This window comes from Salinicola sp. JS01 (assembly GCF_030284585.1).
Lineage (GTDB): Bacteria > Pseudomonadota > Gammaproteobacteria > Pseudomonadales > Halomonadaceae > Salinicola.
The window spans coordinates 2,073,671-2,088,321 of the sequence record NZ_CP127244.1; the positions used below are offsets into that span (position 1 = coordinate 2,073,671).

Annotated in this window: 17 protein-coding genes; 5 read left to right on the top strand and 12 right to left on the bottom strand. The window is 65.1% G+C overall.

Annotated features, from left to right (window positions below):
• Window positions 1-14: 14 nt before the first annotated feature.
• Window positions 15-863 (bottom strand): formyltetrahydrofolate deformylase, encoded by an 849-nt coding sequence (gene purU / locus QO259_RS09400; protein ID WP_207035951.1) that lies wholly within the window; start codon window positions 861-863, stop codon window positions 15-17.
• Window positions 864-1,093: 230 nt separating this feature from the next.
• Between purU and QO259_RS09405 the strand changes: the two genes are divergently transcribed.
• The gene (locus tag QO259_RS09405) at window positions 1,094-2,779 is read left to right on the top strand and encodes a ribonuclease J (protein WP_285952603.1); all 1,686 of its coding nucleotides are present in this window, start codon (window positions 1,094-1,096) and stop codon (window positions 2,777-2,779) included.
• Between the two features lie 297 nt (window positions 2,780-3,076).
• Here the strand turns inward: QO259_RS09405 and QO259_RS09410 are convergent, their stop codons facing one another.
• The 11 genes from QO259_RS09410 to QO259_RS09460 form a co-directional block, all read right to left on the bottom strand.
• Window positions 3,077-3,367, bottom strand: coding sequence for an H-NS family histone-like protein (locus QO259_RS09410; RefSeq protein WP_110677473.1), 291 nt, complete (start codon window positions 3,365-3,367; stop codon window positions 3,077-3,079).
• A 160-nt stretch (window positions 3,368-3,527) separates the two neighbouring features.
• A complete protein-coding gene (gene moaA / locus QO259_RS09415) occupies window positions 3,528-4,517 on the bottom strand; it encodes a GTP 3',8-cyclase MoaA (protein ID WP_285952604.1) in 990 nt (329 codons plus the stop codon).
• The gene (moaE, locus tag QO259_RS09420) at window positions 4,514-4,975 is read right to left on the bottom strand and encodes a molybdopterin synthase catalytic subunit MoaE (RefSeq protein ID WP_285952605.1); all 462 of its coding nucleotides are present in this window, start codon (window positions 4,973-4,975) and stop codon (window positions 4,514-4,516) included. Before moaE ends, moaA begins: the two co-directional genes overlap by 4 nt.
• A gap of 40 nt (window positions 4,976-5,015) precedes the next feature.
• Entirely contained in the window at window positions 5,016-5,819 is an 804-nt protein-coding gene (moaC, locus tag QO259_RS09425; RefSeq protein ID WP_285952606.1) for a cyclic pyranopterin monophosphate synthase MoaC, read from the bottom strand.
• A gap of 134 nt (window positions 5,820-5,953) precedes the next feature.
• The gene (gene mobB / locus QO259_RS09430) at window positions 5,954-6,538 is read right to left on the bottom strand and encodes a molybdopterin-guanine dinucleotide biosynthesis protein B (RefSeq protein WP_285952607.1); all 585 of its coding nucleotides are present in this window, start codon (window positions 6,536-6,538) and stop codon (window positions 5,954-5,956) included.
• A 9-nt stretch (window positions 6,539-6,547) separates the two neighbouring features.
• Complete coding sequence (gene mobA / locus QO259_RS09435) at window positions 6,548-7,168, bottom strand: molybdenum cofactor guanylyltransferase MobA (RefSeq protein WP_285952608.1); 621 nt, start codon at window positions 7,166-7,168, stop codon at window positions 6,548-6,550.
• Window positions 7,165-7,794, bottom strand: a complete 630-nt coding sequence (gene upp / locus QO259_RS09440; RefSeq protein ID WP_035471623.1) for a uracil phosphoribosyltransferase — start codon at window positions 7,792-7,794, stop codon at window positions 7,165-7,167. Before upp ends, mobA begins: the two co-directional genes overlap by 4 nt.
• A 128-nt stretch (window positions 7,795-7,922) precedes the next feature.
• Window positions 7,923-8,615 (bottom strand): uracil-DNA glycosylase, encoded by a 693-nt coding sequence (ung, locus tag QO259_RS09445; RefSeq protein WP_233076439.1) that lies wholly within the window; start codon window positions 8,613-8,615, stop codon window positions 7,923-7,925.
• An 86-nt stretch (window positions 8,616-8,701) separates the two neighbouring features.
• The gene (gene gpt, locus QO259_RS09450; protein ID WP_207035968.1) at window positions 8,702-9,190 is read right to left on the bottom strand and encodes a xanthine phosphoribosyltransferase; all 489 of its coding nucleotides are present in this window, start codon (window positions 9,188-9,190) and stop codon (window positions 8,702-8,704) included.
• Window positions 9,191-9,244: 54 nt separating this feature from the next.
• Entirely contained in the window at window positions 9,245-9,793 is a 549-nt protein-coding gene (locus QO259_RS09455; protein WP_035471617.1) for an adenine phosphoribosyltransferase, read from the bottom strand.
• A gap of 360 nt (window positions 9,794-10,153) precedes the next feature.
• A complete protein-coding gene (locus QO259_RS09460) occupies window positions 10,154-10,762 on the bottom strand; it encodes a riboflavin synthase (protein WP_035471615.1) in 609 nt (202 codons plus the stop codon).
• Between the two features lie 361 nt (window positions 10,763-11,123).
• On the opposite strand from QO259_RS09460, the gene rutR reads away from it, so the two are divergent.
• The 4 genes from rutR to QO259_RS09480 all read left to right on the top strand — a co-directional run bounded on the left by rutR (window position 11,124) and on the right by QO259_RS09480 (window position 14,626).
• Window positions 11,124-11,759, top strand: a complete 636-nt coding sequence (rutR, locus tag QO259_RS09465) for an HTH-type transcriptional regulator RutR (RefSeq protein WP_285952609.1) — start codon at window positions 11,124-11,126, stop codon at window positions 11,757-11,759.
• 159 nt (window positions 11,760-11,918) lie between these two features.
• Window positions 11,919-12,962 (top strand): methionine ABC transporter ATP-binding protein, encoded by a 1,044-nt coding sequence (locus QO259_RS09470; RefSeq protein WP_207035973.1) that lies wholly within the window; start codon window positions 11,919-11,921, stop codon window positions 12,960-12,962.
• Window positions 12,943-13,596 (top strand): methionine ABC transporter permease, encoded by a 654-nt coding sequence (locus QO259_RS09475; RefSeq protein WP_035471609.1) that lies wholly within the window; start codon window positions 12,943-12,945, stop codon window positions 13,594-13,596. The genes QO259_RS09470 and QO259_RS09475 overlap by 20 nt, the downstream gene beginning before the upstream one ends.
• 229 nt (window positions 13,597-13,825) lie before the next feature.
• On the top strand, window positions 13,826-14,626 hold the full coding sequence (locus QO259_RS09480; RefSeq protein ID WP_285952610.1) for a MetQ/NlpA family ABC transporter substrate-binding protein: 801 nt from the start codon (window positions 13,826-13,828) through the stop codon (window positions 14,624-14,626).
• The last annotated feature ends 25 nt before the right edge of the window (window positions 14,627-14,651 follow it).

A 14,651-nucleotide genomic window follows, 5' to 3' on the forward strand; every position in this document is an offset into this window, starting at 1 on the left:
CACCGCCCGAAGGTTCAGGAGAAGACGACGGTCTTGTTGCCGTGGATCAGGACGCGATCCTGCAGGTGCCAGCGCAGGCCGCGGGCGAGCACGGCCTTCTCCACGTCACGCCCCAGCCGAACCAGATCCTGGGGTGTATGGCAGTGCGACACCCGCTGAATGTCCTGCTCGATGATCGGCCCCGCGTCCAGCTCCTGGGTGACGTAGTGGCAGGTCGCACCGATCAGCTTGACCCCGCGCTCGAACGCCTGGTGGTAAGGCTTGGCGCCGGCGAAGGACGGCAGAAAGCTGTGGTGGATATTGATGATGCGCCCGGCGTAGCGCTCGCACAGCGCCGGCGGCAGGATCTGCATGTAACGTGCCAGCACCACGCTGTCGGCCTCGGCCGCATCGATCAGCCGCTCGACCTCGGCGAACGCGGGCGCCTTGTCGGCGGGGTCGACGCTCACCCGATGGAAGTCGATGCCGTGCCACTCGACGAGGGCGCGCAGATCATCGTGGTTGGAGATCACGCAGGGAATGTCGCAATCGAGCTCCCCCGCCGACCAACGGTAGAGCAGGTCGACCAGACAGTGCGACTCGCGCGAGACCATCAGCACCACACGCTGACGCCGGCTGGCATCGCTCAGCCGCCAATCCATCGCGAATTCGCGGGCAATGGTCTCGAACTCGGCCCGAAAGGCCGCGGCCCCCAGCGCCTCCGATTGAATGTCGTAGCGCATGAAAAAGCGCCCGTTATCGAGGTCGGAGTGCTGGTTGGCCTCGATGATGGAGCCCCCCTGGGCGGCGATGAAGCCCGAGACGCGGGACACGATCCCGACCCGGTCTGGGCAGGAGACGATCAAACGATAATTGTGCGGCATAACTCACGCTGACAGGGTCGATGAAACGAAAAGTCGCCGCGCACCGAGAGGACGCGACGACGCAACCTGCCTCGGTAGCGGCGGCACGACACCCGCCGCGCTCGGGGCGGCAATATTGTACCCGATTCGCCGTGGCTGCGGCGCTCGCCTTTACGCGCGCCGATCCCGGTTTGAGCGGGCCGAGAACGATGCCTTATAGTGAGACGAGACTTTTCCCGTTAAGGAAGCCGATGTTTCGTCCGCGCGCGCAGATCCGCCCCCGCACCTATCCGCCTCTGCTGTTTCATCCGTTGGGCGGCTGCGGTGAAATCGGCATGAACCTTTCGCTCTACGGCTACGACGATCACTGGATCGCGGTCGACTGCGGCATGATGATCCGCCAGGATCTGCCCGACGCCCCGCTGCAGATTCCCGACGTGGCCCACCTGGCGGCAGAGGGCATGATTCCCGAGGCGGTGTTCATCACCCACGGTCATGAAGACCATATCGGCGCCCTGGCCTGGATCTGGCCCCACTGGGGTTGTCCCGTCTATGCCACACCCCTGGCGATCGAGATGCTGCGTGCCAAGTTCCTCGAACGCGGTCTGCGCACCGATGCACTGCGTCCGGTGATGCCCGGCAGCAGCGTCGAGCAGTCCCCCTTCAAGGTCGGCTTCGTGGCGGTCACCCACTCCATTCCCGAGAGCTGCGCGCTGGCGATCGAGACGCCCGGCGCGCGCGTGCTGCACACCGGCGACTGGAAGCTCGATCCGGCGCCGCTGATCGGCCCGCCGATCGACTCGCGCTCCTTCGAGCGCCTGGCGCCGCTGGATCTGGTGGTGGCCGACTCGACCAATGCCGACGTCGAGGGTCACTCGCGCAGCGAGTCGGAAGCCGGCGCCGCACTCGAGGCGGTGATCCGTGAGTGCCGTGGACGGGTAGCGGTCAGTTGCTTTGCCAGCAATCTCGCGCGCATTCAGTCGCTGGGGCAGATCGCCGCACGCTGCGGGCGCCGCGTGGCGCTGCTGGGTCGCTCGATGGAGCGCATGGTCGCCATCGCCCGTCAGCTCGGCTATCTCGAGGACTTTCCGCCGCAGGTGCCGACCTACGATCTCGGCTATCTGCCGCCGGAGGAGATCTTGATCATCGCCACCGGCAGCCAGGGCGAGCCGCGCTCGGCCTTGTCGCGACTGGCCCAGGGGCGCCATCCGCTGCTGGATCTGGAAGCGGGCGATCACGTCATCTTCTCGGCGCGCGCCATCCCCGGCAACGAGCGCCCTATCGAGCGCCTCAAGAACGGCTTCAAGCGCCTCGACGTGCATATCCACGACGAGCACTCGGACCCTGCGCTGCACGCCTCGGGGCATCCCGCGCGGGACGAGCTGCGCCAGCTCTACGGCTGGCTCAAGCCGCGCCTGCTGCTGCCGGTGCACGGCGAGCTGACGCACCAGGAGGCCCACCGCGAACTCGCCGAAACCCTCGGCATCGCGGTGCCGGAGCGGGTCGTCAACGGCGACCTGCTGGCACTGGAGAACGGCACGCTGAGCCCGCGTCGCCACTTCCATCTGCAACCGACGCTGCTCTCGCCGCGCACCCGCGCCGGCAGGCCCGGCGCGGCCACCAGTCCGCGCCGCGCTGCCAGCTCGCTGTCGATCGCGCTCACGCTGCTGCCGACCGAGACCGGCTGGACGCGCATCGGCAGACTGCTGTGGGACAGCGAGAGCGCGCTCGATCTGGACGAGGAAGCCCTGGCGGACTGGCTCGATCAGCGCATCGACGCCATCCCGGCGGACTCCCTGCTGCAGCTGCGTCAGCAGCTGTTCACTCCCCTCACCGAGTGGCTGAAGGCGCATCTGGCCAAGCTGCCGGAGCTGCATCTGCAGTTGATGCCGGCCGACCCTCAGCCCGAACACGAGGTACGCACGGCCTCCGGCTGACAGCCCGCTACCTGCGTGCACCCGTGCACGAAAAACGCGCCGAGCATAGGCTCGGCGCGTTCAGATTTCATGGAAAAACCCGGCGGCAATGATGCGGCGGTGGGAGAACATCACCGACCGGGATTCAGTCGCGGGAGATCTGTCACCCGCCGCGGCGCCGAGCGCCAAAGCCACGACGATATCGACCCGATCTCGCTACGGCTCGTCACGGCCCATCCCGGATCGTACCGTCCCGTTCCGACGCCACGAGCGGCCACCCTCACCCGTTGGCATCGGCTGATATCGCCCCTTGAGCGCTCAGACTTTGCTGGCGTTCTTGGGCGGACGTCCACGCCGTTTACGCGGCTGTTCACCGACCAGGTCGTCCATCGACAGCCCGGCATCGTTCATCGCTTCACGAATCTCGGCAAGCTTGCGCTGCTTGTCGGCTTCTTCTTGCTGGCGCTGGTGATCTTCATGCTGTTTTTGCTCGATCACTTCATTGATGACTTCGGACAACTTGTGCAGTTGCTCCATGCTCAACTGGCGAGCAGCGGCGCGCGCCACATTTTTATTGCGCGCGATACGTTCCAAAGATTCCGTGGACATCGTCCCTCCTTACCATGCGCATTACCGGCTTTGCGCCGAATCATTTTCAGAAAGTATATTCCCGAGGCATAGTTTGGCAAGGATTTAAATCAAAAAAAGGCCCGCACAAAGTGCAGACCTTTTAATAATCGGCGACACTCGTGCCGGGTGGCGAAGTCGATTAGCCACCCGTCATATTCATGAACCTCACGACCTGCACATCGCCATCGGTAGTGAAGTGATGTCGCTCCGGCTTGAGCGCCATGGCCGCCACGATCTGCTCCTTCAACGGTTCGAGTTCACCGGGATAGCGGCGCAGCGTGTGGCGCAAATCGACCGAGTGCTCGTTGCCCAGACAGAGCAACAAGCGCCCCTCCACGGTGACCCGAACACGATTACAGGTGCTGCAGAAGTTGTGGCTATGGGGCGAGATGAAACCGATTCGGCTGTCGCTGTCGTGCATGCGAAAATAGCGCGAGGGACCGAGCGAAGATTCGGCAGAAGGCAGCAGCGCATGCCGGGTTTCGATCCGCGCCTGGACAGCGTCGCTGGAATAAAAGGTCTCCCCGCGCGAGTGATCGGAGACATCCCCCAGCGGCATCTCTTCGATAAAGCTGATATCCAACCCTTCCGCCCTGGCGAAGTCGACCAGGTCGAGAATCTCGTCGTCGTTACGCCCCTTGAGAACCACCGCGTTGAGCTTGATACGCTCGAAGCCGGCATCCTGAGCGGCGTGAATACCGTCGATCACCTTGGCCAGATCGCCGGTACGGGTGAGACGACGAAAACGCTCGGGATCGAGAGAGTCGAGGCTAATGTTGAGCCGCGACAGACCGCCGCGCTTGAGCGCCACGGCGTGCTTGCGCAGGCTGGCACCGTTGGTGGTCATGGCCAGTTCACGCAGGCCAGACAGCCCGCCGATCCGCTCGACGAGGCCGTCGACACCCTGACGCACCAGCGGCTCACCGCCGGTCAGACGAATTTTCTCCACGCCCAGCTCGGTGAACGCGCGCGCCACCTGCTCGAGCTCCTCCAGGGTGAGCACCTGGGCCCGCGGCAAAAAGGTCATCTCCTCGCTCATGCAATAGACGCAGCGGAAATCGCAGCGATCGGTGACCGAGATGCGCACGTAGCGTACCCGGCGCGAGAAGTCGTCGATCAGTGCTGTCATGCTCGCTCCCAACGACCGGCATCGTCATGGTCGCTCTGTCGTTCAGAAACCCAGTAGTCGCCACTGGCCGTGTGCTCTTTCTTCCAGAACGGCGCCCGCGTCTTCAATCGATCCATGATGAAGTCGCAGGCCTCGAAGGCCGCCCGCCGATGCGCGCTGGTCACCATCACCAGCACGATCGGATCCCCTGGCGTCAGCCGACCGACCCGGTGGACCACGCCGACCCCCGTGAGCGGCCAGCGCGCCCCGGCATCGCGGACGATGGACTCGAGCGCCTGCTCGGTCATGCCCGGGAAGTGTTCGAGGGTCAGCGCTTCGACATCGGGGCGCTCGTTGATGTCGCGAACCAGACCGGTGAAGCTCACCAGCGCGCCGATATCACGGCGCCCGGCGGTCAGGCGCTGCTGCATGGCGGCGGCATCGAACGCTGCCTGCTGCACGCGAATATCGATCTGCATACCTTGCTCCCCGGGCTGTTCGCCATTCTGGATCATCTCGCTAGCCGCCGGTCACCGGCGGAAAGAAGGCGATCTCGTCCCCCGGCGCCACCGGCGTGGCATCGGTGGCCATGACCTGATTGCGCGCCGCCAGCACCCGGCCTTCTGCGAGCAGCGCATAGCGCGGGTCGACCGCCATCAACGCGCGCTTGACCCCTGCGATGTCGGCTGCCGCCAACTGCGACGGATCGAGCTCCGTCTGCTCTTCCCCCAGGCGCTCGCGCAACTCGGCGAGGAAGCGCACCGACACGACCGGTGTCTCGTCGTGCGCTGGACCGTTGTCGGGTGCCATCGGACGCGCATCGGCCGGCACCGCTTGCCGCGCCTCTGTGGCCTGGCGCGAGAAGTCACCGGAGCGTCCGCCGCGCTTCTCCTCGAGCTGCACGCTATCGATGATCATCGCCTTATCCACCGCCTTGCACATGTCGTAGAGCGTCAGACACGCCACCGATACCGCAGTGAGCGCCTCCATCTCGACCCCGGTGCGGCCATTGAGGCGGCAAAAAGCCTCGACCCAGACGCAGTTCTGGGTGCTGTCGAGCTCGAAATCGAGCGTCACCTTCGATAGCGCCAGCGCGTGGCACAGTGGAATCAGCTCATGCGTTCGCTTGGCCGCCTGGATGCCGGCGATACGCGCCGTGGCCAGCACGTCGCCCTTGGGCAGGCCGCCCTCGGCCAGCAGCGCCAGCGTGGCCGGCTGCATACGGATGCGGCCCCGCGCCCGCGCCTCTCGCCGGCTCTCCGGCTTATCGGCCACGTCGACCATGTGCGCCTCGCCACGGGCGTTGAGATGCGTCAAGGTCATGACAGGATTCGCCTCGCTTTCAAAGTCTTACGCCTAAACTCTCAGCATAGTTAATTTACCGGCGTTACGCCCGCGCCTCGGGTCCTTGCAGCACACCTCGCGATCGGATCGGGAACCCGCGCCTTGGACGCTGGCTAGTCCGAAGAGGCGTCTCGCGGCGCGCGGGCCTCGGCCCAGGCAAGGATCCATGCCAGTATGGCCGCATGATCGTCTAGATCGAGCAGCGCCACCCCCGACGGCACGCGCTCACGAGCCGCATCGATGGTACTGGCCGGCTTGAGCGCCACCGCCTCGACCCAAGGGTCATCACTGGCCAGCAATGGCTCCTCGTGCTCGCCTCGATAGAGTTCGAGCTTGGGCAGCGGCCACTGCTTGAACCCCTCGACCAGAATCAGCGCCGGACGCAAGGCAGCCACCTGGCGCACCAGGGCGGGCAGGTCCGGCTCGTCACGCCCTGGCGTCTCCATCATCAGCGCAAAGCGCTTGCCGGAGGCCACCAGCATGGGCATCGCACCGGCCTGGCGCAGGCGGTGACTATCCTTGCCGGGCTGATCGATGTCGAAGGCGTGGTGGGCGTGCTTGATCACCGCCGCCGGCCAGCCATGCTCGGCCAGCCGCGGCAGCAACGCCTCGAGCAGCGTGGTCTTGCCGGTACCGCTCCAGGCCACCACGCCGAGCAGCGGAATTCCGCCGGCGCAGGCGGCAAGCGACTCACTCATCTCTCGCCCTCATCTTTCGCCCCTCTCTCTCGACATCGCCTCCACCCCGAGTGAGCGTTCGGCGCGCTCGCGCTCCTGCGGGGTATTGAGATTGGCAAAACTGGCACGGCGGTCGGCGAAGTCGACCTGACACCAGCGATGGCGCTGGTAGAAGTCGAGCACTCGCCCCGCACCGCTTTCCAGCCAGCGTGCCAGATCCGCCTCGAGGGAGGTACGCACCAGCGCCGTCAACGGTTGCAGCCGTTCACCGTCATGCACCACGACGATATCGGCCTGCGCCGCCACCTGCGCCAGCCGCTGGCAGAGATCGAGCGGCAACCAGGGCGTATCCACCGGCGCCAGCAACAGCCAGGGCGTGGTGGCGACACGCATGGCAGCGTACGCGCCGGCCAGCGGGCCGGGGAAACCAGGGGTGCCATCCTCGACCACCGGCACGCCAAAGCCACGGTAGCGTGACAGATGGCGGTTGGCACTGATCACCAGTGCGCCGACCTGCGGCCGCAGGCGCGCCAGCACATGCTCGATCAGCGGGCGCCGGGCGAGCTCCACCCAACCCTTGTCCTCACCGCCCATGCGCTGTCCGCGACCACCGGCCAGCACCACGCCGGTGATCTCGGCGGTCGCGATCACCGGGTGCCGAAGATCTTGTCGCCGGCATCACCCAGCCCGGGCACGATATAGCCGTGCTCGTCGAGCTTCTGGTCGACCGCCGCGGTGTAGATCTCGACCTCGGGATGCGCCTGTTGAACGCGCTCGATACCCTCCGGCGCCGCCACCAGCACGATCACCTTGATCTGCTGGCAGCCACGCGCCTTGAGCATGTCCAGCGTCGCTACCATGGAGCCGCCGGTGGCGAGCATGGGGTCGATGACGATTGCCAGGCGTTCGTCGAGGGCGCTCACGAACTTTTCGAAATAGGGCACCGGCTCGAGGGTCTCTTCATTGCGGTAGAGACCGACCACGCTGATGCGCGCACTGGGGATGAGATCGGTGACGCCGTCGAGCATGCCCAGACCGGCGCGCAGAATGGGCACGATGGTGACTTTCTTGCCCTTGATCTGCTCGACCGCAATCGGCTCGCCGTTCCAGCCCTCGATGGTCGCCGGCTCCAGCTCCAGATTCTGGGTCGCTTCGTAGGTCAGCAGCTTGGCCACTTCGCAGGCCAGTTCGCGAAAACTCTTGGTGCTGATATCGGCAGCCCGCATCAGTCCGAGCTTATGTTGAACCAGCGGATGGGCGATGGGATGAACACTCATGAATAGGCGCCTTCGTCAGCATTGAAAAACCCACCCATTGTACGCGACAAGCCCACCCCGCGGCGACGCGAACTCATGCGTCCGCCGCGAGGATCATCCGCGTCGCCGGCCTGAGCCAGCGCCGCCGCTCACTCGGGTGTCGTCGGCAGCTGCCAATCGATGGGGTCGCGCCCGCGGGCGGCGAGGAAGGCATTGGCCTGGGAGAAGTGGCGCTGACCGAAGAAACCGCGGTGGGCGGAGAGCGGCGACGGATGCACCGAATGCAGCACCAGATGGCGCTGGCGGTCGACGAAACTGGCCTTCTTCTGGGCGTAGCTGCCCCAGAGCAGGAAGACCACGCCCTCGCACTGCTCGTTGACCACCTGGATGGCACGGTCGGTGAAGCGCTCCCAGCCACGGTTGCGGTGGGAGCCGGCGTTGCCCTGCTCCACCGTGAGAACGCTGTTGAGCAGCAGCACGCCCTGGCGCGCCCAGTGCTCGAGAAAGCCGTGGGAAACCGCCGTGGTGCCGACGTCCTGGGCCAACTCCTTGTAGATGTTCTGCAGCGACGGCGGCGTGGGCACGCCCGGACGCACCGAGAAGCACAGGCCGTGAGCCTGGTTGGGGCCGTGGTAGGGGTCCTGGCCCAGGATCACCACCTTGACCTGCGACAGCGGGGTCAGCTCGAAGGCGCGGAACCAGTGCGAGGAGTGCGGGTAGATCACCTTGTGCGCCGCCTTCTCGGCCGCCAGAAAGGCGCGCAGCTGGTGCATGTAGTCAGCGTCGAACTCCGCCCCCAACTGGGCGTTCCAGCTGTCGGGCAGCGGCGTTTTCGCAGGCATGCCGGTGTCTCCGTGGGCTAATGGAAGGCGTAATGAAAAGCCTAAAGGAAAACGGTGGAAGCTAGTGCCACTGGCAAACGCCGCGCTCACGGCTTGGGCGTGCGCACCTGATCGACCAGCGGCTCGACGTAGGCGTGACCCAGGTCCCAGGGGAACTGGATCCAGCAGTCCTGCGCCACCTCGGTGAGATACTGATCGACCAGCGGCCGCCCTTCCGGCTTGGCATAGATCGTGACGAAATGCGCCTTGGGCAGCATCTCGCGTACCGCCCGCGCGGTCTTGCCGGTGTCGACCAGGTCATCCACCAATAGCCAGCCTTCTCCGTCGTGCTCGACCCCTTTCATCACGTCGAGTTCGCCCTGGGATTGCTCGTCGTAGCTCTTGATGCATACCGTGTCGATCAGGCGCACGTTGAGCTCGCGCGCGATCAGGGCAGCGGGAATCAGCCCGCCACGAGTGATCGCGACGATGCCCTTGAAGTCACGCTCGACCAGATGGTGGCAGAGCGTGCGCACGTCCCGGTGGAGTTGATCCCAGGAGATCGTGAACAGCTGATGATAACGATTGGCGCTCATGCTCTTTTTCCACCCGATGATGGCGCCGCCGCCGGTGATCGGCGGCGGCGTGAATCACTCGTCTTCGTTGAAGCTGCACACGGAGAAGACGCTGTACCCTGCCTCGCGAATCTTGGCCGAACCGCCCAGCTCGGGCAGATCGAGAATCGAGGCCAGTTCGACGATATGCCCACCGCTGCGGGTGATCAGCGACGCCGCGGCCAGCATGGTGCCGCCGGTGGCGATCAGATCGTCGATGATCACGATACGATCATGCTCGCGGAAGGCATCCGAATGCAGCTCGACGGTGGACTCACCGTACTCCAGTGAGTAGGTCTCGCTGATCGTCTTGAACGGCAGCTTGCCCTTCTTGCGCACCGGCACGAAGCTGCAGCCCAGCTCGTAGGCCAGTGGCGCACCGACGATGAAACCGCGCGCGTCGACCGCGGCAATGGCATCGACCTCGAGTTCCTGATAGCGGTGCACGAAGCTGTCGATCAGCTTGCGGAAGGCGGCGCTGTTCTGCAGAAGCGGCGTGATGTCACGAAAGTTCACGCCGGGCTGGGGCCAGTCCGGCACGGTACGGATGACCGACTTGATATAGTCGCCGTAGATACTGCTCATCTAAAGAAACTCCATTGGCCGGAATCGGCGCATCCTGGTGAGGGTACCCGCGCGGCTGACTCTCGGGCACCGCCCCTCTAGGTTTTGTACGAAAACTACCTGCGCTCGGCAATACGGCGTTAAAAATCGGCTCAAAATGCTCATTTACACCCCGTAAACTCCGCGTTTTCGCCGATTTTTGCCTTGTCTTGCCTTCGCTCGCTGACTTTTCGTAAAGAACCTAGTGCTGACGTTCTCGTACTGACATTCTGGCGCTGACCACAGCACACGCCAGAAGACGAGGCACAAAGGCGCTTATGTTACCCAAGCCGCCGCAGCGACGCGACCCATCTGCCGCCCCATGAACGCAAGGTGGCCGAACTAGCCCCGAGCGGCCAGCACGCGCTCCACCGTCTCGACGATCGCCTGGGTCTGCGGGTCGATCTCGATATTGACCTGATCGCCGGGCAGGCGCTCACCGATGGTGGTTCGCGCCAGCGTCTCCGGGATCAGATTGACGCAGAAGCGTTCGCCGCGCACCTCGCCGATGGTCAGGCTGATACCGTCGATACCGATATACCCCTTGTCGAACACGAAACGCTCGAGCCCCGCCGGCAGTGCGAACCACAGCCGGCGATTATTGGGCGCCTCGTCGATCTCGGTCAGCCGCGCCATACCCATGATATGCCCGGACATGGCATGGCCACCGATCTCGTCACCGAAGCGCGCGGCACGCTCCAGATTGACCCGATCACCGACCTTGAGCGCGCCGAGATTGGTCAGGCGCAGGGTCTCGCGCATCAGATCGAAACTGACGTGCTCGCCGTCGATCGCGGTGACCGACAGGCAGCAGCCGTTATGGGCCACCGACGCGCCCAGCGCCAGCCCTTCACGCAGCGCCGGCGACATCGCCACCACGTGCGTGTGCAACTGCTCGCGTGGTTCGATGGCGACCACGGTCCCCATATCCTGAACGATCCCGGTGAACATCGCAGCGATCTCCTTTTCACGTTTGAGCCAGCAGTCGAGAGTCAGTCGGGCGGAAAACCCCAGCCCGGCAGCTCGCTTGCCAGACCCGCCCAGAGCGCTGCGTAGGGTAGCACGCGAGCGCAGGCGCGACATTGACGCCCATCGCGGGGCCTGCCTACTATTGTTGCCCGCATGCATGGTCGCCCGCGTGATCACGACCGCCCGCGTGATCTGGTCCAGCCCCAAGGGAGACCGGCAGCGCAGAGACGGCTCGTCACGCCGCCACATCCGGTCGCCCTAAGCTCCGCTGATGTGACGCCTGTGCAGCCCTGCTGCTGTGACCAATGTAATGAACGATAGCCATGAGTCAGCGTTACAGCCCATGACCAGCTCTCCTCGACCGGCCACAGCGCGAGCGCGTGCCAGCGAAGCACGGCGCCAGACGATCCTCGACGCGGCGCTGTCGCTGTTTTCCCAGTTCGGCCTGCATGGCGCCAGCCTCGACGCCATCGCCGAGCTTGCCGGCGTCTCCAAGACCAACCTGCTCTACCACTACGCCAGCAAGGAGACGCTCTACCTGGCGGTGTTCGAGCGTATCCTGAGCTGCTGGCAAGTGCCGATGGATCTGATCTGTGCCGAGACGCCGCCGGAAATCGCCATCCGCCGCTATATCCAGCAGAAGCTGGAACTCGCGCGCGATCAGCCGCAGGCGTCGCGTCTCTACTGCCTGGAGGTGATCCAGGGTGCGCCGCTACTGAGCAAGGTGCTGGCCGAGCAGCGCAGCCTGATGGCCGACAAGGCCCGCGCGGTGCAGCAGTGGATCGACAGCGGCCAGCTCGCCCCGGTCGACCCCTATCACCTCATCTATCTGCTGTGGAGCACCACCCAGCACTACGCCGATTTCGCGGTGCAGATTCAGGCCATCTCCGACCAGGATCTCAGCGATCCGGCGTTCTTCGCCGCCAGCGTCGACAACGTCCAGCGCATCGTGCTCGGCGGCCTGCTGCCGCGGCCGTAGCAGGTGTGATCCGCGCCTGGCGGCCAACCCACGACTGTCGCCCTGCCCTGCCCCGATCAGTATACTAGCGCGCTTCGTCGACGCCGGGGCCGCGCTCGCGCCACGCCCTGCGGCGTCTTACGCCTTCATATGCACGCCCCCAGGGTAGCGATACGTTTCATGATCACACTTGAACGGGTTTCCAAGACCTACGGCAGCGGCGGCCGCGCGGTGCAGGCACTCGAGGATATCGATCTGACCGTGCCCAAGGGCACCATCCACGGTGTCATCGGGCTCTCGGGCGCCGGCAAATCGACCCTGATCCGCTGCGTCAACCTGCTCGAGCGCCCCAGCGCCGGGCGCGTCTTCGTCGACGGCCAGGAGCTGACCGCGCTGAATCCGGCCCAGCTGCGCCAGGCGCGCCATCAGTGCGGGATGATCTTCCAGCATTTCAACCTGCTGACCAACCGCAGCGTCTACGACAACGTGGCGCTGCCGCTGGAGTTGATGCGCGAGTCGCGCGGGGCGATCCGCGAGCGGGTCATGCCGCTGCTCGAGCTCACCGGGCTGGCCGACAAGGCACGCCAGTACCCGGCCGAGCTATCCGGCGGCCAGAAGCAGCGCGTGGCGATCGCCCGCGCCCTCGCCAGCCGGCCCAAGGTGCTGCTGTGTGACGAGGCGACCTCGGCCCTCGATCCGCAGACCACCACCTCGATCCTGTCGCTGCTGCAGGAGATCAACCAGCAGCTGGGGCTGACGATCCTGCTGATCACTCACGAGATGGAGGTGGTCAAGAGCATCTGTCATCGGGTCGGGCTGATCTCCGACGGGCGCCTGGTCGAGGAAGCCGACGTCGGCGATTTCTTCACCGCCCCGGCGACCCGACTGGGGCGCGAGTTCCTCAACGACTTTCTCGAACTCGAGCCACCCCAGGCGCTGGTCGAGCGGTTGGAATCCGAGGCCGGCGCGCACACCCACCCAGTGGTACGCCTGACCTTCTCCGGCGACAGCGTCTCGACCCCGCTGATCTCCCGGCTGGCGCGTGAGCACGGCATCGACGTCAGTATCCTGCAGGCCAAGGTGGAATCGATCCAGGGCCGCACCCTGGGGCTGATGATCGCCGAACTGATGGGCAGTGCCGAGCAGACACGCCAGGCGCTCGCCACGCTCGAATCCTTCGATTTGCATGTGGAGGTGCTCGGCCATGTCCAGCGCACTGATTGATCTCGTCTGGCAATCCACCCTGGAGACGCTCTACATGGTGGCGGTCTCCAGCCTGATCGCCGCCCTGCTCGGGGTGCCGCTGGGGGTGCTGCTCTACGTCACCCGGCCACGCCAGATCCTGGCTCAGCCGGTGATCAACGGCCTGCTCGGGGTGATCACCAACGTCGGCCGCTCGATCCCGTTCATCATTCTGCTGGTGGCGATCATTCCCTTCACGCGGATGATCGTGGGCAGCTCGATCGGCACCAATGCCGCCGCCGTGCCACTGACCATCGCCGCCATCCCGTTCGTCGCCCGCCTGGTCGAGGGCGCACTCAACGAGGTATCGCCGGGGCTGGTCGAGGCGGCGCAGTCGATGGGCGCCACGCCGATGCAGATCATCCTCAAGGTGCTGCTGCCGGAGGCCCGCGGCGGCATCATCAACGGCCTCACCATCACCGTGGTCGCCCTGGTCAGCTACTCCGCCATGGCCGGCGCGGTGGGCGGCGGCGGCCTCGGCGATCTCGGTATCCGCTACGGCTACAACCGCTTCAACCCCACCGTGATGCTGATCACCGTGGTGGTGCTGGTGGTGATGGTGCAGCTGTTCCAGAGCCTGGGCGACTACCTGGTGCGCAAGAGCGATCATAAGTAAGCCCGGCGAGTGATCGCTCCGGCCAGCCGGGGCGATCACTCGCCGGGACGGTTCTCATGACCGACTCCCCTCATCACGCCTCATGACCACGCCCCATGATCCACGCTCTGATCAGCCTTCATAACCAGAATGCATTACCAAGAGAGTGGTTATTCCGTTATATTGATTCGGTCACGCGCGGTCGACCGCCGGCCGCCATCCGCTTCATCGATCAGGGAGAGTTTCGTCAATGCCGATTTCACTCACGCGCGCGCTCGGCGCCACCGTTCTCGGCCTGGGGCTGATCACCGGTACCGCTCACGCGGCTGACGACACCATCAAGGTCGGCACCATGGCCGGCCCGGAAAGCGATGTCATGCAGGCCGCCAAGCAGGTCGCCAAGGAGAAATACGGCCTCGACGTCGAGATCGTCGAGTTCACCGACTACGTCACGCCCAACGCGGCGCTGGCCGACGGCAGCCTGGATGCCAACGCCTATCAGCACGAGCCCTACCTGCGTGCGATGATGAAGGATCGCGGCTATGACTTCGCCATCGCCGGCAAGACCTTCGTCTATCCGATCGGCGCCTACTCGGCCAAGTACGACAGCATCGACGATCTGCCCGACGGTGCCACCATCGCCCTGCCCAACGACCCCACCAACGAAGGCCGGGCGCTGATCCTCATGCACAACAAGGGGCTGATCAAACTCGACGACCCGAGCAATCTCGAGGCCACCCCGATCGATATCGTCGACAACCCGCACGACTACTCGTTCAAGGAGATCGAGGCCGCGCAGATGCCGCGCGTGCTGCCGGACGTCGACATGGCGTTCATCAACTCGACCTTCACCCAGCCGGCCGGCCTGACGCTGGACGACGCGCTGATCAAGGAGGGAGCAGAGTCGCCCTACGTCAATCTGATCGTGGTGCGCGATGGCCACCAGAATGACAAGGCGGTACAGGAGCTGGTCAAGGCCTACCAGTCCGACGCGGTCGAGCAGAAAGCCGAAGACATGTTCAAGGGCGGTGCCGTTCCCGGTTGGAAATGACCCCCGCGAACGCCATCTGAGAACC